Here is a 20,097-nt window from a genome sequence, read left to right on the forward strand (position 1 = left end):
GAATGGAACTTTTTAAACACAACAAGATATTTGATTTTGTATATTGGAGCAGATATGGCTTGATATTATCTGCTATTCTTAGCGTATTTTCCTTATATCTGTTTTTTGGAGTGGGTTTTAGTTTGGGCATAGATTTTGCTGGAGGTAGTGTCGTGCAAATTCAGTTGCAATCTTCTAACTCTGGAGATCAGATAGAATCCAGCTCTAATGATATTAGTATTACAAATATTCAAACTATAAGGAATCTTCTTAGTCAGGATTCTAGTTTTAATGGTTCTCAAGTTAGCAATTTTGGCAATGATAGGGAGATTCTTATTAAGATTCCATTTAACCCTAATTTGCAGTCTAGTATGTTAGCTAATAGGATTAATGAGATATTAAGCCCTATTGGTGATTTTGAGATTCGTAAGTTAGATAGCATTGGTCCAAAAGTTGGAGATGAGTTGGCTAGGAGCGCGGTTATTTCTCTTTTGCTAGCTGTTATTGCTATTATGCTTTATGTTAGCTTTAGGTATGAGTGGCGTTTTGCCCTTGCTTCTATTATAACCCTTGTGCATGACGTAATGATTACTGCTAGTAGTGTGATTTTATTTGACATTGATTTGAATTTAGAGGTAGTAGCTGCATTACTTACTTTGCTTGGGTATTCTATAAATGATACAATCATCGTATTTGATAGAATCAGAGAAAAGATGTTAGAAGGCAAGAAGATGTCTATTCAAGAAGTTATTAATGAGGCTATATCCCGAACCCTATCTAGGACGACTCTCACCTCTCTTACAATGTTCTTTGTTGTTCTAACTTTATATTTATTTGGTGGTGAAATCATTATTGGATTTTCACTTCCTTTGCTTGTTGGAGTTGTTTTTGGAACATATAGTTCTATGTTTGTAGCTCCAAAGCTAGCTATTATGCTTGGATTCTCTATTGAAAAATATTATGCTAGAGAAGCACAAAAAGCAAAGAAGGCAGAAGAGAAAAAGAGAATGAGGCAGATGTATGAGGGTGGTAGATTATAGTTATGTTTGCTTTTATGTCATTCCTAGTTATATCTATAGAATTAAATAAGTAATTATTATATTGTTAATATTTAAGTTCTTCTAATCAACTAGAACGAAGCTAATATTTATTGGTTTTATGCTTAGCTAGTTATGTATTTGTTCCTTACCATAGAGTAATAATATTTTTTAAGAAAACTTAAGTATTTGTATGATACAATCAAAAACTTTTATGAAGGATAGAGACATGGATGATAAGTTATTTACCTTTGCTGGACTAATTAGCACAGATCATAGCTTCATTACTATATTTTACACTTTGCTTAGTGCTGTTATAACAATTGGGATAAGCATGTTTGCAGTTAGAAAGTTACAAGCTGTTCCTAAAGGAATACAAAATTTTTATGAGTGGATCATTAGCGGTATGCTATATGTTGGTAAGGACACATTAGGGGATAAGCTAGCAAGGAAATATTTTCCTTTAGCTGGAAGTATAGGTGTTTTTGTGTTTTATTGCAATGTAATAGGAATTGTTCCTGGTTTTGAATCTCCTACCTCAAGCATTAGTTTTACTTTGGTGCTTGCTTTGATTGTATTTTTTTACTACCATTTTGAAGGTATTAGGGCTAATGGAGTTATTAAATATTTTGGACATTTCGCAGGTCCAGTTAAGTTACTTTCCCCGTTATTATTTCCGATAGAGATAATCTCTCATCTTTCTAGAATCATTTCTTTATCCTTTCGTTTATTTGGCAATATCAAGGGTGATGATATGTTCTTATTAGTTATGCTAACATTAGTTCCTTGGATAGTCCCATTGTTGCCGTTTGCTATTCTTATGTTTATGGCTGTATTGCAGGCTTTCGTGTTTATGATTCTTACATATGTTTATCTGGCTAGTGCAGTGCTAATAGAGGACGATCATTAATATTCTTTCCTTGATGGTAGATTATAAGTAATGAGCAATAAAATAGGCATTAATAGAGTCATAGCTATTTTAGACTTTTTTTATGGTTTCTTTTTTGGATGTTCAATATTTGCTGCATCTTTAGCTTTTATAATTACTCCAGACTTTTTTTCCTCTATTTTGTTGGCTGTTAGTTTTTTTACTGTATTCATTTTCTTGATGATAATGATTAGATATTTTCGAATACGAATTGAATTAGCTCAAATGTCCCTTGATGCTCAAATAAAAATACATGAATCTCAGGAAAAAATTTTACATTTACTTTATTCAGATTCTCAATATAATCTAGTTGATTCTACATTGGATAATAATCATACTAATGCAGGTTCAAACTAATTCTTTTTAGCTTATTTTGTATAATTTTGTCATTAGATTTATAAAAATTTTCTCTAAGTTTTACTTCTATAGTTATCTTTATTAATGCTTTAATAGGGGTTATTGTTGTTAATATATTTCTTAAGCATATTGATTAGTATCTGGTATATATTTTGCTTGTAATAGACAATATTGTATCTAAGGCTCAATCATGCGTGTAACATTTGGAACAAAATATAGTCAAATGCTAAATAACCAAAGCTCTCTTACTTCGAAGCTAAATGAGACTAATACCAAAATCGCAAATGGTAAGGAGATTCAATATGGTTGGCAAAATGCAAGCATTTCTAATCAGAACTTAAAGCTAGAATATGACGAAACAACGCTTACTCAAGGTATAGAAGTATCAAGGACTGCCGAGATAAATACTCTCAATACAGATAGAGCATTACAGGAGATGTCTACTGCAATGGTGCATTTTAAGACAAAGATGTTGCATGGTGCAAATGATTTGCATACACCTACATCAAGAGAAGCTTTAGCTCGTGATTTAGAGGCAATAAAGGCTCATATTATAAATATTGCAAATACTTCTGTTGGTGGTAAGTTTATTTTTTCAGGTAGTAAGGTAAGCACACAGCCGTTTGATATGGATGGAAATTATTATGGCAATGATGAGTCTTTAAGTGCTCTTGTTAGCTCTAAAAATCTTGTTCCTTTCAATGTTACAGGTGAGGAACTTTTTTATGGTTTTGATAATGACAAGCACCGCATTATTACTACTAATGAGCGCATGCTAAATCAAACAAGGCTTCATCCATCAATTATGGATAATTCTGAAAGGCATAGTGAACCAATTGAGGTTTATTTGAATGAGAATGACACATTACGAGATATGATAGGTGATAATGATAATAATCCATCTAATAATGGTAAGGAATATTTCTATTTGCAAGGTGTGAATAGTCGAGGTCAGAGCTTTAAGGATAAATTTTCGCTTGATGTTGGATATTCACACCCAAATAATTCTACAAGAATTAGAGATCTACTAGATAGAATTGGTAAGGCTTATGGCAATACAAATAAAACTCAAGTAGTTGATGTGAGACTTAATAAATGGGGACAAATTGAGATAAAGGATCTAAAACCGGGAAGCTCTAGCATTGATTTTCATATGATTTCAAGCAATTTGGATGTGGAGAATACCACTGATTTAGAATCCCTTGGTGCTCGTGTAAAAGTATATAGCTCACAGAATCTTATTTCAGAGTTTAGTGCTAGCAATCTTAAGGGTGTGAATGATTTATATGATAATCGGGTAACACATATCCCAACAACATTTTTGCATAAAAATAATACGATGGCAGAGATAGATTCTAAGCTTTCAGATATATTGTCTACTTCTACCCGTTATATTAGAATTAGTGGCACTGCTCCAAATAAAACAGATGGCAGCGTTGACGATAGGGAATTGGGTGAGCCAGCTGTATTTGATATACAGGGCATGGAGATTAGAGATTTGTTCCAATCGATTAAAGATTATTTTGGTGGAAATATTGAGGTTGAGTTAGATTATGGTCATATTACTATATATGATAATAATGTCAAATCTAAGAGCAAGGATTCAGCAAATAATCCATTTGATGGTGATAGAGGGTTCTCAATTAGACTTGAAACGTTAGGAGAGGATAAGAATCCAGTTAATGGTTTTACTGCTGCTCTTGGAGTAAATTATACAAAAACAGGTTTTCATCAGTTAGGTTCTAAGCTTAGGGGTAATATAGCCCAAGTAATATCTGGGACTTCATATCTTGCAAATGATGCTACAAAGTTAATTGAGGTTACAGATGGATCTCTTAATGGTAAAACTTATGGATTTAAGTTTCAAGATCATAATGGAATTGAATTTCATGCTAGTCTTACTTTTACCAAACAAGGTAGCTTCCTTGAGTTGCCATCACAAAAATTAGAATCTAGCACTATAAAGATTCCTCTATTTAACCCTGATGATGAGCCACCACAAGTAACAGTTAGCCATGGTGATATAGTTACATATAGGCAGATTATGGATGCTATGGCAATTGCACTAAATTATAGCAATGAAGATGAAGAATCTCTTCGCTTAGCAGAGATTAAAGGCAAGCCAACACAAGCAGCAAAGGACGCTTATGAAGCACTTGTAAATAGGGCAAATACTAAAGTGAGTATTTATATAGACAAAGAAGGCAAGATGGTGATTCAAGATAATATTCGCTCTGTTACTAGAATGTCTATGATGTTTTATGATAAAGACCAAGATAGCTTTAGTCCAGAATCAATACGCAATTCGGTTTCAAATATAAGATTTAATGCTAATGGAGCATTAGTTGTAGATGATCCAAAGATAAATTTCTTTAAAGGATTAGATGATGCAATCCATTCTGTGCGAAATGGTGTATATCGTGCAGGAGCATTACATGGACAACGTTATGATGATACTATGCAAAGTATCGGTTTGCAGAATAACATAGAACTAATTGATCATTTAAGCGATCATATAGAGAAAATTATTGCTAAAAATGGAGCTCACACAAGGACATTCCAAAATGCAATCACAAGGAATGAGATTATTAAAACACAAGTAAGCGGAATCAAGGGAGAGGTAATAGGTGCTGATTTGGCAGAAACTTATAATAAATTTACCAATCTTAGCAATAATTATCAAGCTGTTCTATCTTCTACGAATAGAATTAATGGTCTTTCGCTTGTGAATTATCTTAACTAGATTCTACTAATATTTATTTGTTATTCTATCTTTGGCTTAACGCCACGTTTTCTAATTATATTTGCAATGGATCTATGTCAATGTCAATAGAATCTAAAATTTCATTATCTGCCATTTGCTTTGCTTGTCTTATAACTTGTTGAAGAACAAATGGTGTTTTTGCTCGTAGTAACACTTGGTAATAGAATTTATTTTTTATCTTTGCCGTATTTCCCTCACAAACTCCAATAACTTCAAATTCTTTATTAATAATTAATTGCGCCTTTTCTAATAGCTGTGAAAATCTGATTGCTAGATTCTTTGCCTTATATTCATTCTTATTTGCGAAATTCACAAGTCCTAGCCTTGTGAATGGAGGATACATAAATTCTCTAGATTGCAATTCATAATCAATCACAAGTTTATAATCTCCCCAAAAATCCAATATCAATTCCTTATTGCTTGTTTGCACAATAATCTTTCCATCTTGCTTCCTGCCACTTCTTCCGCCTACTTGATACAACAAGGAAAATGTCCTTTCTATTGCTCTATAGTCTTGCATAGCAAGCATATAGTCTAATCCCAAAATAATACTTAAAGCGATATTATGATAATCATGCCCTTTTGCTAGCATTTGCGTGCCAATTAATATATCAATTTTCTTATCATTAAAATCATTTAGTATTTTCTCTAGTTTTCTTTGTGTGGTGATATTATCTCTATCAAAAATTTCAATATTCGCGTCTATTCCTTTGTCTTTAAGGGCACCTTCTAAATGGTTTTTAATCTCCTCTGTGCCAAGTTTTAAGCCTTCTAGTTCAGAGCATCCACAATATTCACAAATTGCAGGAATATTTCTTGTGAAGTTACAATAATGACAAATAAGAGCATGTTTTTTTTGGTGTAAGCTTAGGGTAATACTACATGATGGACACATAATTTTTTGTTTGCAATTTCGACATAATAAACTCTTGAAATTTGCTCTAATAGGCACAAAGATTATTACTTGCAGCTTTTTATTTAGCACTTCAATTATATTTTGCAGTATTATTTGGCTTATTGGACTATCAACTGTTATGGAATCGAATATAAGCATATTGCTAGCCTTATGAAAGGCAGATTCCAGCCTTATTAAATAGTTATTTTGTTTGGCTAGATAATAGCTCTTTACTGATGGCGTAGCACTTCCTAGCACGACTAATATGTTTTTTGTGCTTAACAATATAGCTAAATCCTTTGCATTATATTTTGGCTGGCTAGTTGATTTATATGAATCGTCATGTTCTTCATCTACAATAATTGCGCCTAGATTTTGATATGGTAGAAAAAGAGCACTTCTAGCTCCGGCTATGATTCTTATTTTGCCTGATATTAGCTTTTGTAATATGCCTGTTTTTTGCTTTGCTGTTTGCTTACTATGCCACATTCCTATGAGATTTGGGAATGCTATTTCTAATCTTTTTTGTATTTGTGGCGTTAGTGATATTTCTGGCATCAAGAATAAAACCTGCTTATTATTAGATATGACATCATTGATAATATGTAGATATATTTCTGTTTTGCCGCTACCTGTCGCGCCAAAAATTAGACTTATATATCGCTCTTGGCAAAATTGTAGCACTTCTTGTTGTTTTTGAGAAAGTATATTTAGATTCGGACTTATATCTATAAGTTTGTTTAATTCTTGTGGTGAGCTTATGAATGGTGTGAAAATTTGTGCGCTTATGCCAATTTGCTGCATGTAATAATTGCTTATAAATGATAGTAGTGTTTTTTGTATCTCGCTTAGACTTTTATCTGATTTGCTAGCCTCTTTTATTTTAAATGTATATTTATTTTCATCTTGATGCTTAGCTATGCCTGTCATGATTGCTAGCTTATTTTGCTTTCCTAGTTCTACTTGAAATAAATCATAGAGCTTTGGTTTTGAATCTAGATTGCTAATATCTATCTTATATGTAAGCGGGAATAGTTTCGCGCCAATAATCTCAACCTCTATCAATAGAAAAACACTCATTGTAAAGCCTTATTATGAATTTTATAGATTACGTCTTTATTTAATCCTTAAACAAGAATTGATGATGCTTTATTAATATACTTTGTATGATAGATTCTTGAAAACAAAGCTTATTTGGCGATGATTTATCTTGTAGTATTGTTTATGTTAGGCACACTCAAATTGTAACTTTATATTCGTTGGGAATGGATAAGACAAATGAGATATAAAATGATAAAGTTATTAGTTAGAATCAACTAATAGTTCAAGTACTAGGTTTGCTTGATGCGCTGCGCAAATATTTACGCGAGGTGCCATAAGCCCATTCCCTGGTTTTGCCTCACTTTGTAAATCTCCGCATATATATAAATTTTTCGCAATCTTTCTTGTTTGTATGGAATTTGAGTTACCATATCCAGCTAATCCAGAAGCACAAATTAAAATTTTATTAGGATAGAATCTGTGTAAATTTTGTGCAAGCATAGCCTTTGCTATAGCAGAATCAAATGCCTCACATACTATATCTACCTCGCTAAAAAGCTCCTCTATATTTTCTTCGCAAACTCTTAATGTGTGAATCTTAGTTGTTATAAATGGATTTATCTTTGTGATTTGTTTTCGCATGGATTGGGTTTTAAATTCTCCCAAATTTTCTATTTCATAAGCTTGTCTGTTGAGATTGCTAGGCTCAATTACATCAAAATCTATTAACACAAGATTCCCAATACCGCTTCTTGCAAGCATAATTGCAATATGTGATCCAAGTCCACCAAGCCCGCAAATCGCTACACTTGCGCGTTTCAATTTTTCATACACCATTGGCGTATGTCTAGCACTCATCATTGATTCCAATGCTGATTTGGGTGGCATTTTACCTTTAGGAATACAAAATAACTCGTCATTCTCACTCAATATCAAATTATCCTTTGTCGCAAAACCATTAACAATCCACACATCGCTATCATCTCCATTAAGACTAGAAAAAAAGCTATATGTATCTTTATAATCTGTTTGCAGTCTTTCTCCATTGAATCTTATTTTCATCTTGTGCCCTTATATCTTAGATTGAGCTCGTTGGCTAACGAGTATTTTAACATTTATAAATCCTTATTCATTGCTATGTTTAATTTTTAGTAACACAGTTAATTATTTGTAATACTTTATTGATAATTCCAGCATAATAAAACACTTACCAATTGTTATTTTAATTGGTTTAATATTTCGCTTTCAAAATCTTTCTCCAAAGGAACTTTATGTTAAATGTAACTATCTTAAAGTGTTTATCTAAATTTAGGAATGTTGCTATAGTTATTGCCCATGTTGCCATTTTTGTTATTTTTATTTGGATCGGTGGATTAAAATTTTTCAATTATGAAGCAGAAGGGATAGTTCCTTTTGTTGCAAACTCTCCTTTATCTAGTTTCTTCTATAAAGATGTGGATAATTACAAGTCAAATAAGATTCCAGAGGGCACTTATGATGAGCAAAAGCATAAATGGCATGATGATAATAGGACATATCTTGTATCTTATGGGCTTGGCATATTAATTATTCTTTATGGGACAATGATATTATTTGGACTATTTTATCCTATTTTGGGTGTAGTAGGAGGGATACTTGCATTTTTTATGACTTGTATTACTTTGTCTTTCCTGATAACAACACCAGAGGTATGGGTATCTAATCTTGGTGGAATGAATTACGGTTTTCCTTATTTATCTGGAGCAGGTCGACTTGTAATCAAAGATATTGCAATTATGGCCTGTTCTCTAGTTGTTGTAAGCAGCTGTGCAGAAAGAATACTGAAGAAATCAAATAGCAATTAGTTGATTTTGTTTAATTTATGGGCCGCTTATAAGAATCCAATAAGGATTGGTTCTTTAACAACTTTTATATTATTTGTATTTCGTTGTTCAATTTATAAGAGTATTATCAAGTAAGACAAATATATGTTTTGATATAATGGTAACAATGGATTTATTAACTTAAGGATCAATTTGCCTACTATTACTAATAACGCTTCGATTAATTTATCTTTAAATTACCCTGATTCTTATGTGCTAATAATTGGAGGAGCAGGCTATATTGGCTCTAATACTAATGCCTTGCTTAATAGTTTGGGTGTTAGAACTATTGTATATGATAGTCTTGTATACGGACATAAAGAAGCACTTGATTTCACACCCTTACAATCTTTATCCCTAGAATCATCTAGCTATGGGGGGGGGGGGTTACACTACCCTATAATAAATCAGGCATAAATCTTTATGAATTTCTACATAAATCAAATCTTGCTCACCCGCTAGATTTTTGCAAAAATGATATAGATCTAGGATTTGAATCTAGACGTAATGTTTATATAAATCCTAGCTCATATACTACTTTTATTCAAGCTGATCTATCAGCTAAGGATACTATTCGCACTATATTTAATAGCTTTGATATTTACGCTGTGCTGCATTTTGCTGCTTTTGCGTATGTTGGGGAAAGTGTGCAAGACCCTTGTAAATATTATCGTAACAACATAGCAAATACCATTAACCTCTTAGAAATTATGCGAGAGTGTGGTTGCAAGAATATTATCTTTAGCTCTACTTGCGCAACCTATGGCAATCCGCTTCATTTGCCTATAATGGAATCTCACCCACAAAATCCTATTAATCCCTATGGATATTCAAAGCTTGTGGTAGAGCAAATTCTAAGAGATTTTTCACTTGCATATAATTTTAGATATGTCATTTTGCGTTATTTTAATGCTGCTGGTGCTAGCATGCTATTTAATATTGGTGAAAGCCATAACCCAGAAACTCATGTTATACCATTAGTAATTCAGACTGCACTTCAAAAAAGAGATTTTTTTAGTGTTTTTGGCAATGATTATCCTACACGCGATGGAACTTGTATTCGTGATTATATACATGTAGATGATTTGGCAAGTGCGCATGTTTTGGCTCTGAAATATCTCCAAAATGGCGGAGATTCGAATATATTTAATCTTGGAAATGGAGATGGATTTTCTGTATTTGAAATACTAGATTGTGTAGAACGTATTACCAATAATCAAATACCACATAAAATTGAACAAAGACGTGAGGGAGATCCGGCAATTCTCATTGGGGATAGCACAAGGGCTAGAGAAATTTTGCATTGGAATCCACAATTTTTTGAGCTAGAACATATTATTCAATCTGCATTTAAATGGCATAGCAATGCAAGATATTAAAACTAAATCCCAAATAGAAGATAATTCGCAATCTTCTTATCTTGATAATGCTAAAGAGGGTGGTATTGAATTTACTCAAAGCATCAAACGTTCTGGTCAAAAGCAATTTATTGCGTATTTTTTTGTATCTGCTATTAGTCTGCTTGTAAATTTGATTTCACGATATTTTATTAGTTTTCATATTAATTTTCATACTAGTGTTGTGATAGCCTACATTTTAGGTTATATTGTGAATTTTTCTCTAAGTAGCATTTTTGTATTTTCTAGTAACACTGGCAATTTTACAACACAAGAATCCAAAAATAGCAATCATTTAAAATCATCTCTTAGATATAAAAGCAGTGCTAAAGTTTTGTCTTTAGGGCTTATGTTTTTGAGATTTAGCCTTGTTGCATCTATTAGTCTTCTAGTAGCACTAATTGTAAGCGTATCTGCTCTGCATATTTTGCAAGCATATTTGCCTTATTTCATATTTATTTTAGATTCTAATCCTTATTTTGCTAAGCATGCGCAGCTTTTATCAAATGCCGAACTTATTGAGTTTATAGCCCATATTATTGGTGTTATTTTCAGCTTTATTTGTAATTTTTTTGGACATAAATATTTTACCTTTTCTAAATATTAGATATGAATTTTAATTCACAATAAGGATTTAAAGTGAAAAAAGTATTAATTATAGGCGCAGGTCCAGCTGGACTTGCTGCAGGTAGGTTGCTTAGTGAGAATGGATATGAAGTAATTATTTTTGAGGAATCTACTAAAGTTGGCGGTATGAGTAAAAGCTTAAATATGTTTGATCAAATCGTTGATATAGGACCGCATAGATTTTTTAGCAAAGATAATAGATTAAATGATTTTTGGCATGAGCATACAAGCGGATCATTTCAAAAGGTATCTCGCCTAACACGAATCTTTTATAACCATAAATTTTTTTATTACCCATTAAGAGGCTTTGATGCTTTATTTAAACTTGGCATTTTGGAATCTTTTCTATGTGTGCTTAGTTATGTGCGAGCAAAAATCAAGCCTTTTGATGGTAATAGCTTTGAATCTTGGGTAGCAAATGCCTTTGGTTATAGGCTTTATAGTATTTTTTTTAAATCATATACAGAGAAGCTTTGGGGCATATCATGTAAAGATTTGGATTCTGACTTTGCTTCACAACGCATTAAGGGTTTAAATTTATATGAAGCTGTTAAATCCGCATTTTTTGGTGGTGGAGGCAAGAAACATAAGACATTAGTAGATGAGTTTAGCTATCCTAATATGGGTTGCGGTGTAGTGTATGATAATATGGCTAGAGAGATTGTAAGCAAAGGCGGACATATAGTGTTAGATGCTAAAGTACTAGGTATTCGCACAAGAGACAAAAAGGCTTATAGCATAATTACAAATAATGGTGAGTTTAGAGGAGATATTATAATCTCTAGCGCACCATTTGATGATATGGTATGTTCGCTTGAAGAGTTAGATTCTAGTATTAAGCATTTGGCAAGCAAGCTTTCTTTTCGCAATACAATTTTAGTCTATATTGAGGTAAATGCTAGCAATATTTTTCGTGATAATTGGATTTATGTGCATAGTAAGGATGTAAAAACAGGCAGGATTACGAATTTTGCCAATTGGACAAAGGATTTGCAATGTGGCAGGAGCGAGACTATTTTATGTCTTGAGTATTGGGCAAATGATGATGATGAATTATGGAATCTAAATGAAGACTCCATTATAGAGATTGCCAAAAATGATTTACTAGATTCTAAGCTTGTTGAGAATAGGGGACAAATAGCGCGCTCTAGGATTCTAAAGATTCATAAGAGCTATCCTGTTTATGAAAGAGGCTATAAGGAAAATCTACATAAAATCTATGAAGCACTAGATGGCTTTGCGAATCTGTATTTCATAGGAAGGAATGGTAGCTTTAAATATAATAACCAAGACCATAGCCTACTTATGGGGCTTATGTGTGCAGACAAGATACTAGGCAAAGAATGTGATTTGTGGCACATAAATACAGATTATGATTACCAAGAGGGCAATAAGACAGAATTAAATAACTAGGGGAATATATGCAAATCATTAAATTCCTAAAGACTTTAGAGAGTTTCGTTGTTATATGTATAAGTAATAGAATTTATAATTTATTCATTATTATTGCATTTATTATTGCTATGAGTATTAGTTTTTATAATAATAAGCTTGGTATAGTAACCAATAAAGATTGGTTTAAGGCATTTGGTAATGATGTGGAAAGCCATATCCCAGCCACTATTTTGGCAAATAAATATGACATTGATACGCAAGGCTATGGGCTTATGATTCTTAATGATGATAGAGTGAATGATACTTATGGACTAGGCGCGCTAAGAATGCTAAAAAATGATATGCAACCTCAAGCCTTTTATCCATATAGATCTAGTATTGGCATTCAGGGATTTTTATGGACATGGCTTTATGGTATGCTTGGAAGCTTTGAAGCCTTACATATCTTAAACTCTATCTTAAGCTCTATTGCCATTATGTTAACTAGCATAATGCTTGCAAGAATCTTTGGTAGTCTATTTGGGGTAGTATTTTTTATCTCTATGTTTTTCTCCCCATGGATTACAGTCTTTGGGAATAATTTATATTGGAGCTTGTGGATTTGGTTCTTACCCGGGATATGCTCTTACTATATATATATATATATATATATATATAGTAATATTCAGGATAACGCAAAGATAAGAGCTAATTTACCTTTATTAATCTTGCTTTTTATTTGCTTTATGCTAAGCATATGCTTTAAATCTTTATGTAGTTATGAATATATGACTAGCATTACTATATTTGCCTTATCTCCATTTCTCATATCTTTTTTATTTTCTCTTTTTAGTAATGAATCTGTTGTATATATTTGCAAAGGGAATAGTTTTAAAGTTTTACCTTGCAAAATAGCTTTTAAATACACTATAATTCTTTTTATTTTAAGTATCGCTGGATTTTTGCTAGCTTTTATTTGGCAGGCTTTTTTGAGGGGGGATGGGGATATATTGCTTGGATTAAGCAATATATATCATGAGGATTTCTTGCGTAGAATGATAGGCGGCAAGGCTAAAGACTTTGATAATGTTTATGCAGATTCTTTAAATGCAAATATATTTATTGTGACATATAAATATATAGAACATAAATACTTCTTGTCTATTTTTGGTAAAGATGCTTTTTCTGTTTTTAGTATATTAAGTATTTTAATGTTGATTCTAATAAAGAAGGTCAAGATTAAATATCTTTTATTGCTAATGTTTATTATATTTGCTCTTTCATCGATAAGCTGGTTTGTGTTTGGCAAGGCTCACTCATATATTCATACTCACATGAATTTTGTTCTATGGTCTCTAGGTTTTAGCGCAGTAATTTTATATATTCCAATAATTTTTATTTACAATATATTTTGCAAAATACTTGATATTTTTGAATCGAAGTTTTGAAATCTAAATAAGTATTAATGAATTTTCCGAATTTTATTTTTACTCTAATAGCTCTTGTTGTAATATGAGTATAGGCGAACAGCACAAGATAGTGAAAAACATACAATGAAATACAACCCGGCCACAGTTATAAATACTCCCACTATTTCATCAAACTTTGTAAGTCTGCTTAAAATATCTTTAGATACATTAGTAAGCTCTGCTACATTGAGTGCGGCAAGAAATGATGTATCTTTTATTGTTGTAATACATTGGGATAAAATGGTTGGAGTTACTTTTTTATAACATTGAGGCATTATAATGTATCTCAATGTAAAAAGAAAGCTAAAGCCTTGTGAGTAAGCTGCCTCAAACTGTCCATTTGGTATTGAGTTTAATCCGCCTCGAATAATTTCTGCCATGACTGATGAAGTATACAAGAATAATCCAACAGTCCCTAATACTATATAATTAGCTGGAATCCCAAGTATAATTGGTAAAACAAAGCATGAGCTATACATCCATAAAAGCAATGGAGTATTGCGGAATACTTCAATATACACTCCTGCTATATATCCTAGAATCTTACTAGCATTACTCGTGTAATAGTTGCGCATAATTGCTAATATAGAGCCAAATATAATAGCCCCGCTTGCCGCAAAAAATGCCATAACAATAGTGAGCCATAGCCCGCTTAATAACAAATAGAAATATTCAAAGTTCATATTACCTCGCACTATATTTACGTTTTAATTTTTGCTCCCATCTTCTCATAAACATTGCTAAAAAGTAGCAAGTAGAAAAGTATAATATGCCTGCAATTACATATGCTGGTGCATAATTTAGGCTTGATTGAGCATAAGAATCTGCATTATACATAATCTCTGCTCCGGCAATAATTGCTAGCACTGATGTATTCTTAATTAGATTTACAGCCTGATTTACACATGGTGGTAAGACTATTATGATAGTTTGAGGTAGAATTATATATATCATTTTTTGGAAATATGTGAAACCATATGAACTTGCTGCTTCAAACTGTCCATTTGGTATAGCCTGTATCCCACTACGGAAAACTTCACTCATATATGCACCATGATATGTTCCAATGCCAAGAACTCCTATGGAAAAAACATCTAGCGTAATACCTATTAATGGGATTTGTGGCAAGACATAGTATAGAAAAAATAGAGTAATAAGTAATGGAGTATTTTGAAAGAACTCAACATAAATTCTAGCCCATATTTGCAGTATTGTTATTTTACTTGTTACCATTAGAGCATGAATAATGCCCAATACAATTGCTATACTTAATGCCAAGAGTGATACACTCAAAGTCAAGTAAAATCCATCTATAAATACATTAATATGATTAAATGTATCAGTCCATCTCCATGCTGCAAATGGTGAAGTATCCATATATACCTTCTATTTATCAATTTAAAATTATCTATTTTGGTAGATCTATAGTCAAATGTTATCTATATGCTTATCAACATCATACTAAACATTGTTATCATTTGCTATATTTCACAACAATTAGGTAAATCTGCTATGCTATATCATATAGCATAGCCATTAGACAAAATTTATTTTAGATTCCATTTAACTGCTAAATCATCAATAGTCTGCTTATTATCCTTTACAAAATTGTTCACATAATTACTCCAATCTATATCTTCTTTTCTTGTTGCCATACCATATTCTTGGGCTTTTAGATTATCATCTAGTATTTCATTGTTGGCGTCTAAATAACCTCTAAGGATTGATTTATCTACAGAGAAAGCATCAATTCTTTTAGAATCTAGAGCACTCTTTAGAGATGGATAATCTGGAAACTCTTTAATTTTTACTGTGATTCCTAAATCTGCTGCAGCCTCAGTTACTACCTTATTAGTTGTTGCAGCTTGGGCCACACCTATAACCTTATCATCTAGATCTTTAAAACTTTTGAAATTGTTTTCTTTTAGTACAAGGAAGCCTATTGGATCGCTGTAATATGATTCTGTGAAGTTATATGTTTTTTTCCTTTCGTCCGTAATTGTGAATGTTGCAATTACTATATCAAGAGTTCCATTATCAAGTAGAGGACCTCTAGTTTTTGCTGTAACAGGTTCTAACTTTATCTTATTTTCATCACCAAGCATCTGCTTAGCAAGCATTTTTGCCATATCAATTTCAAAGCCCTCAATCTGTTGTGTTTTATGATTCATTAATGCAAAGTTTGGCGCATCTTTTTTGACACCAACAATTAAAACACCTCTTTTCTTTATAGCTTCTATTTGATTATTTGCTTTTTTATTGTTGCCGCTTTCACTACATGCAATTGCTAGCATACCTATTATTGCAATCAACGCACCAATGAATAGTTTTGTGAAAGAATATTTTTTTGTCATAACGTTCTCCTTTTTTTAGTATATAAATTACATTGCAAAAAACTTAACTACTTAGGTTTGTTTAGATTCTATTATATACAAATAGAAGCCCAAAGTTCTAAATCTAAAGCAAGTAATTTAATTTAGCATTAAATATTAGACTTAAGGTTCTAAATAGAATCTTTATAATCATAAGTCTAAAATTTAATGTGATAGAATCTTACCTAAAAAGCTTTTTGTACGTTCATTTTTTGGACTGCTAAAAAACTCTTTAGGTGCATTTTCTTCTATAATAGAGCCATCTTCCATGAATATTATTCTATCTGCAACTTGCTTTGCAAATCCCATTTCATGCGTTACAACGACCATTGTAGTTCCTTTCTCCTCTGAAATTTTTTGCATAATGTCAAGCACTTCTTGCACCGTTTCTGGATCTAGGGCACTGGTTGGTTCATCAAATAACATAATTTTCTTTTGCGTACAAAGACTTCTTGCAATAGCTACTCTTTGCTGTTGTCCTCCGCTAAGTGTTGCTGGATAAACATTTGCTTTTTCCTCTAATCCTACTACTTTCAGATATTTATATGCTAGATCTTGAGCCTCTTGCTTGGATTTTTTCTGAAGTTTCATAGGTGCTAAGATTATATTCTGTAAAACAGTCATATGCGGGTATAGATTAAAGTGTTGAAATACCATAGCGCAGTATTTGCGGCAAATGGTAAGTTTACTTTTGTCATTAAGTTCAATATTATTAATTATAACCTTGCCATTGCTAATTCTCTCTAATCCATTCATACAACGAATCATAGTGCTTTTACCGCTACCACTAGGACCAATTACTACTAGCTTTTCGCCTTCAGAAATGCTTAGATTAATGTTTTTTAGCACATGATGTTTACCATAAAACTTATTGACATTTTCTAAACAAATCATAATTATTCCTCTTTTTTAACAATAAAATAAGCTTATAATATCAATATTAACGCAAATATATCAATGTTAACTCTTGAAAGTCTAAAAACATTAAAGTGAATATTTATCCTTACAAATAGTAACTTGGTTGTTTATATTAGCCTGTAATTTCATCATAATTGGCTATTAGCCTATAAAAAGCTTTAATTTTTGCGTTGCCTAATATATGGTAATTTTTAATTACAATCCAAAATTTGATTATCTTACCTAATCAGAAACACTAATGTTAAGGAAAATAATGGAAACGTTGCAAGACATATTTTTTCGCTTACCAATATTGGCAAGTTTTTTAGGTGGTGTTTTAGCATTTGTTACACCATGTATACTTCCTCTAATTCCATCATATATGAGTTACATATCTGGTTCTAGTTTGCATGATGTTAGTAGTTATTCTCGTGTTCGCACACTTCGCAATGCTTGCCTATTTGTATTTGGATTTAGTTTAGTATTCTTTATATTTGGTTTAGCAATGATAAATGTGATAGATAATGTCTTACACTATCCAATTGTTCGCTATATATCTGGATCTCTTGTAATTTTATTTGGCCTGCATTTTTTGGGAATCTTGCCAATCAAACTTCTTTACCATACAAAACAGCTAAATTTATCCAGACTTGAAAATAATAAAACCTTGAAGATCATTGCTCCATTTATATTTGGGGTAAGCTTTGCTGCTGGTTGGACTCCTTGCACAGGTCCTATTGTAAGCTCTATTGTTTTTTTAGCTTCCACAAATCAAAGCCTAGCTATATTAGCTATTTTGGCGTTTGTATCTGGGCTTGCTTTGCCATTTTTGCTATTAGCTATTTTTTTAGAGAGCGGTTTATCATTATTGAGAAACCTAAGAAAGCAAATGCGTGTTATAGAGATTATTTGCGGAATATTTCTTATATTTGTCGGAATCCTAATTATGATAGATGAAGTATACCTTTTGGTTGGATTCTTAGATGAAAACCTAACCTAAATATATTAGTTATATGCAATTCATAATCATTAAAACTACAAACCATTATAACAAAAATTTTCTAGCCTTTTTTATCTTTTCTAGTTGATTTAATGTTTCGTTCTTTTTAGATTCTAGAAGTTTTATGCTTTGAGATATTAACTCCATTGCTATTTGTAGATATTCATATAACTCTTTATCTATATCTCCATTTCCGCTTGTCCATATTTGATTATCTCGATTTGATTTTTCGCTATTTGAGTTATTGGAATTTATTTGTCTATTTGTGTTGGTTTGGTTATTATCGTTTCTTTCTATAAAAAATGGGAGATTTTGAGTAAGTTCATAGGCTTTATCTTCATTATTTTCGAGCAATGCGATTTTTAGAGAATCTATCCATTCTTGAATTTTTTGTGAGTTGTAACGTATTGATATTTTGGAGGATTGCATATTTTACTCCTTATGCTTCCTAGTATTTGTTATGTATATTAAATTAATTAAGCCTTCAGCCTAGCCAAATTACTTTAAAGTTATTGTGTGTATTCCATCTTTTAAGCTTTTTAAATTGTATTGATACATTCCATCAAGAGTAATGCTCAAGCGATACATATTGCTCCTTGCATTCACATTAACATTTGAAAAATACTTCTCTCCAGTGCCAATATTTCCATTGTATTCACTTCCACCATCTCGACTAAAGTCTACAATTATAGTAAGTGGTTCTGCTAGTAAGAAATGTCTTATAATTCTGTGCTTTGTAGATTTAACAACAAAGTTTGCTCCTTCTATATAGAATTCAAAATCATTTAAACTAAAATATCTTTTGGCAATATTACGTATTGCTTCTTGCTGTGAAATCTTGATTGGATAGTGCCAATCAATAGATTTATCTATTTTTATATCTTTTTGTCCAACAGTCCCGTCGATGTTTTGATATGTTATTGTTACATTCTTTATTTCACGTGCATTGCTTGGTAGCTGCACACTTTCAACGGATAGATAAGCCTTATTCTTGTTTTTTTGTTGTGCTTGAAAGTCTCTTTGATTGGTATTTATCATGAATGGATTGTCGTTAGCACTTGCTAATCCAATAAACCAAAGCGCAAAGATTATCAATACTTGTCTCACAAAGAACTCCTTGATAAATTATTTGGTATTGCTAGCAAAAAATAGTCCATGTTTTAAAGGTTTTATCTATTGAAACATAATAATAAATGCCGATTTAACCAGAAAATACAAGGGACGGAAGGTATTTTCACATGGGAAATGAAAACAAAGAATATTTAAATATCTCACGAAGAGCCGCCTTGCTAAAAGGAGTAGCTTTGCTTGGTGGTGGAGCTGTTGCTATGAATGCTAGCACTAATACCTCATCTAATGGTTTTGCAGATTATATGGGGCAGGGGTATGATGATTTGGGCTATGCAGATAGCACTAAGATGTTGTTGCCAAAGACACCTATGAAGTTAAAGCGTGATTCTATAGGGCTAGTATTGGTAAATCCGCAAATAGACTTCTTAAGTCCTAAAGGTTTAGGTTGGAGTATCTATGGTGCAAGTATAAAGGAGAATAAGACATTAGAAAATATTGTTCTCTTGCTAAGAGTGGCAAAGAGTTTGAGACTTCCTACATTTGTAACCTATGTGGTATGGAATAAGCAGGATTTAGAGACATTGGGTAATACTCCTATGAAAAATTTTATAAGGGGTGTAAAAATTGCTTATACACAGGGGGTTGGCTTATCTGGGAATGATATTTCTGATACAGGTGCAGATTTTATGCCCGAGCTAAAACCTATGATATTAGACAATAGCACTGTGTTAACCACACCTAGAAAAGATTTTGGATTAATAGGTAGCGATCTTATTGCACAGATTCGCACAAAGGGAGTAAGGCAGATCATTTTATGTGGTATGGACGCAAATACACATGTTGATTCTCACTTGCGTACATTGCTTGGTGAGGGGTTTGAGGTAGGCGTTGTTCGTGATGCTACGGCTGGGGCAAAGCTCCCAGAAGGAGATGGGTATTTGGCAGGGCTTATTAACTTTCGCTTTTTAGCTAATGAGTTGTTTTGGACTAAAGATGTTGTGCAAAGAATGCAAAATTCTTAGCCCAA

At 32.2% G+C, this 20,097-nt stretch carries 20 protein-coding genes; 12 read left to right on the forward strand and 8 right to left on the reverse strand.

Features of this window, described 5'->3' with window-relative positions; translation table 11 throughout:
• The first annotated feature begins 2 nt into the window (after positions 1-2).
• The 4 genes from secF (at position 3) to flgL (ending at position 5,044) form a co-directional block, all read left to right on the forward strand.
• The gene (gene secF / locus LS73_RS04985) at positions 3-1,019 is read left to right on the forward strand and encodes a protein translocase subunit SecF (protein ID WP_034556746.1); all 1,017 of its coding nucleotides are present in this window, start codon (positions 3-5) and stop codon (positions 1,017-1,019) included.
• Between the two features lie 226 nt (positions 1,020-1,245).
• Positions 1,246-1,926: a F0F1 ATP synthase subunit A gene (locus LS73_RS04990; protein ID WP_034556745.1), complete on the forward strand. Its 681-nt coding sequence runs from the start codon at positions 1,246-1,248 to the stop codon at positions 1,924-1,926.
• Between the two features lie 30 nt (positions 1,927-1,956).
• A complete protein-coding gene (locus tag LS73_RS04995) occupies positions 1,957-2,301 on the forward strand; it encodes a hypothetical protein (protein WP_052089441.1) in 345 nt (114 codons plus the stop codon).
• A 190-nt stretch (positions 2,302-2,491) separates the two neighbouring features.
• On the forward strand, positions 2,492-5,044 hold the full coding sequence (gene flgL, locus LS73_RS05000; protein WP_034556744.1) for a flagellar hook-associated protein FlgL: 2,553 nt from the start codon (positions 2,492-2,494) through the stop codon (positions 5,042-5,044).
• Positions 5,045-5,099: 55 nt separating this feature from the next.
• Here the strand turns inward: flgL and priA are convergent, their stop codons facing one another.
• Together priA and thiF are read right to left on the reverse strand one after the other, a co-directional pair.
• Positions 5,100-7,040 (reverse strand): replication restart helicase PriA, encoded by a 1,941-nt coding sequence (priA, locus tag LS73_RS05005; protein ID WP_034556743.1) that lies wholly within the window; start codon positions 7,038-7,040, stop codon positions 5,100-5,102.
• Between the two features lie 222 nt (positions 7,041-7,262).
• Positions 7,263-8,063, reverse strand: a complete 801-nt coding sequence (thiF, locus tag LS73_RS05010) for a thiamine biosynthesis protein ThiF (RefSeq protein WP_034556742.1) — start codon at positions 8,061-8,063, stop codon at positions 7,263-7,265.
• 209 nt (positions 8,064-8,272) lie between these two features.
• Here thiF and LS73_RS05015 point away from each other — a divergent pair, with 209 nt between their 5' ends.
• From LS73_RS05015 to LS73_RS05040, 6 genes are all read left to right on the forward strand, one after another.
• Entirely contained in the window at positions 8,273-8,845 is a 573-nt protein-coding gene (locus LS73_RS05015; RefSeq protein WP_034556741.1) for a DUF417 family protein, read from the forward strand.
• 171 nt (positions 8,846-9,016) lie between these two features.
• Complete coding sequence (locus LS73_RS05020) at positions 9,017-9,280, forward strand: NAD-dependent epimerase/dehydratase family protein (protein WP_034556740.1); 264 nt, start codon at positions 9,017-9,019, stop codon at positions 9,278-9,280.
• Positions 9,277-10,242, forward strand: a complete 966-nt coding sequence (gene galE, locus LS73_RS05025) for a UDP-glucose 4-epimerase GalE (protein ID WP_052089440.1) — start codon at positions 9,277-9,279, stop codon at positions 10,240-10,242. Before LS73_RS05020 ends, galE begins: the two co-directional genes overlap by 4 nt.
• Positions 10,229-10,867, forward strand: a complete 639-nt coding sequence (locus LS73_RS05030; RefSeq protein WP_052089439.1) for a GtrA family protein — start codon at positions 10,229-10,231, stop codon at positions 10,865-10,867. The genes galE and LS73_RS05030 overlap by 14 nt, the downstream gene beginning before the upstream one ends.
• Before the next feature lie 32 nt (positions 10,868-10,899).
• Positions 10,900-12,300, forward strand: coding sequence for an FAD-dependent oxidoreductase (locus tag LS73_RS05035; protein WP_034556739.1), 1,401 nt, complete (start codon positions 10,900-10,902; stop codon positions 12,298-12,300).
• 8 nt (positions 12,301-12,308) lie between these two features.
• A complete protein-coding gene (locus LS73_RS05040; protein WP_138069992.1) occupies positions 12,309-13,709 on the forward strand; it encodes a hypothetical protein in 1,401 nt (466 codons plus the stop codon).
• A 44-nt stretch (positions 13,710-13,753) separates the two neighbouring features.
• Here LS73_RS05040 and LS73_RS05045 read toward each other — a convergent pair whose 3' ends face one another.
• From LS73_RS05045 to LS73_RS05060, 4 genes are all read right to left on the reverse strand, one after another.
• A complete protein-coding gene (locus LS73_RS05045) occupies positions 13,754-14,425 on the reverse strand; it encodes an amino acid ABC transporter permease (RefSeq protein WP_407918741.1) in 672 nt (223 codons plus the stop codon).
• On the reverse strand, positions 14,415-15,107 hold the full coding sequence (locus LS73_RS05050; protein WP_034557737.1) for an amino acid ABC transporter permease: 693 nt from the start codon (positions 15,105-15,107) through the stop codon (positions 14,415-14,417). Before LS73_RS05050 ends, LS73_RS05045 begins: the two co-directional genes overlap by 11 nt.
• 170 nt (positions 15,108-15,277) lie before the next feature.
• Positions 15,278-16,024, reverse strand: coding sequence for a transporter substrate-binding domain-containing protein (locus LS73_RS05055; RefSeq protein ID WP_104692294.1), 747 nt, complete (start codon positions 16,022-16,024; stop codon positions 15,278-15,280).
• 243 nt (positions 16,025-16,267) lie between these two features.
• On the reverse strand, positions 16,268-16,996 hold the full coding sequence (locus tag LS73_RS05060) for an amino acid ABC transporter ATP-binding protein (RefSeq protein WP_034557735.1): 729 nt from the start codon (positions 16,994-16,996) through the stop codon (positions 16,268-16,270).
• 277 nt (positions 16,997-17,273) lie between these two features.
• Here LS73_RS05060 and LS73_RS05065 point away from each other — a divergent pair, with 277 nt between their 5' ends.
• A complete protein-coding gene (locus LS73_RS05065) occupies positions 17,274-17,999 on the forward strand; it encodes a cytochrome c biogenesis protein CcdA (RefSeq protein ID WP_034557733.1) in 726 nt (241 codons plus the stop codon).
• A 45-nt stretch (positions 18,000-18,044) separates the two neighbouring features.
• On the opposite strand, the gene LS73_RS05070 is transcribed toward LS73_RS05065, so the two are convergent.
• Together LS73_RS05070 and LS73_RS05075 are read right to left on the reverse strand one after the other, a co-directional pair.
• The gene (locus LS73_RS05070; RefSeq protein ID WP_233708892.1) at positions 18,045-18,428 is read right to left on the reverse strand and encodes a hypothetical protein; all 384 of its coding nucleotides are present in this window, start codon (positions 18,426-18,428) and stop codon (positions 18,045-18,047) included.
• A gap of 69 nt (positions 18,429-18,497) precedes the next feature.
• Complete coding sequence (locus LS73_RS05075; protein WP_034557565.1) at positions 18,498-19,106, reverse strand: AMIN domain-containing protein; 609 nt, start codon at positions 19,104-19,106, stop codon at positions 18,498-18,500.
• Between the two features lie 131 nt (positions 19,107-19,237).
• Here LS73_RS05075 and LS73_RS05080 point away from each other — a divergent pair, with 131 nt between their 5' ends.
• Complete coding sequence (locus LS73_RS05080; protein ID WP_034557562.1) at positions 19,238-20,092, forward strand: cysteine hydrolase family protein; 855 nt, start codon at positions 19,238-19,240, stop codon at positions 20,090-20,092.
• The last annotated feature ends 5 nt before the right edge of the window (positions 20,093-20,097 follow it).

This window comes from Helicobacter muridarum, assembly GCF_000765805.2.
GTDB lineage: Bacteria > Campylobacterota > Campylobacteria > Campylobacterales > Helicobacteraceae > Helicobacter_A > Helicobacter_A muridarum.

What these genes read in the sequence shown, in the direction of transcription:
- secF (WP_034556746.1), top strand. Translation starts at nt 3, where the DNA reads ATGGAACTTTTTAAACACAACAAGATATTTGATTTTGTATATTGGAGC.
- LS73_RS04990 (WP_034556745.1), top strand. Translation starts at nt 1,246, where the DNA reads ATGGATGATAAGTTATTTACCTTTGCTGGACTAATTAGCACAGATCAT.
- LS73_RS04995 (WP_052089441.1), top strand. Translation starts at nt 1,957, where the DNA reads ATGAGCAATAAAATAGGCATTAATAGAGTCATAGCTATTTTAGACTTT.
- flgL (WP_034556744.1), top strand. Translation starts at nt 2,492, where the DNA reads ATGCGTGTAACATTTGGAACAAAATATAGTCAAATGCTAAATAACCAA.
- priA (WP_034556743.1), bottom strand. Translation starts at nt 7,040, where the DNA reads ATGAGTGTTTTTCTATTGATAGAGGTTGAGATTATTGGCGCGAAACTA.
- thiF (WP_034556742.1), bottom strand. Translation starts at nt 8,063, where the DNA reads ATGAAAATAAGATTCAATGGAGAAAGACTGCAAACAGATTATAAAGAT.
- LS73_RS05015 (WP_034556741.1), top strand. Translation starts at nt 8,273, where the DNA reads ATGTTAAATGTAACTATCTTAAAGTGTTTATCTAAATTTAGGAATGTT.
- LS73_RS05030 (WP_052089439.1), top strand. Translation starts at nt 10,229, where the DNA reads ATGCAAGATATTAAAACTAAATCCCAAATAGAAGATAATTCGCAATCT.
- LS73_RS05040 (WP_138069992.1), top strand. Translation starts at nt 12,309, where the DNA reads ATGCAAATCATTAAATTCCTAAAGACTTTAGAGAGTTTCGTTGTTATA.
- LS73_RS05050 (WP_034557737.1), bottom strand. Translation starts at nt 15,107, where the DNA reads ATGGATACTTCACCATTTGCAGCATGGAGATGGACTGATACATTTAAT.
- LS73_RS05055 (WP_104692294.1), bottom strand. Translation starts at nt 16,024, where the DNA reads ATGCTAGCAATTGCATGTAGTGAAAGCGGCAACAATAAAAAAGCAAAT.
- LS73_RS05060 (WP_034557735.1), bottom strand. Translation starts at nt 16,996, where the DNA reads ATGATTTGTTTAGAAAATGTCAATAAGTTTTATGGTAAACATCATGTG.
- LS73_RS05065 (WP_034557733.1), top strand. Translation starts at nt 17,274, where the DNA reads ATGGAAACGTTGCAAGACATATTTTTTCGCTTACCAATATTGGCAAGT.
- LS73_RS05070 (WP_233708892.1), bottom strand. Translation starts at nt 18,428, where the DNA reads ATGCAATCCTCCAAAATATCAATACGTTACAACTCACAAAAAATTCAA.
- LS73_RS05080 (WP_034557562.1), top strand. Translation starts at nt 19,238, where the DNA reads ATGGGAAATGAAAACAAAGAATATTTAAATATCTCACGAAGAGCCGCC.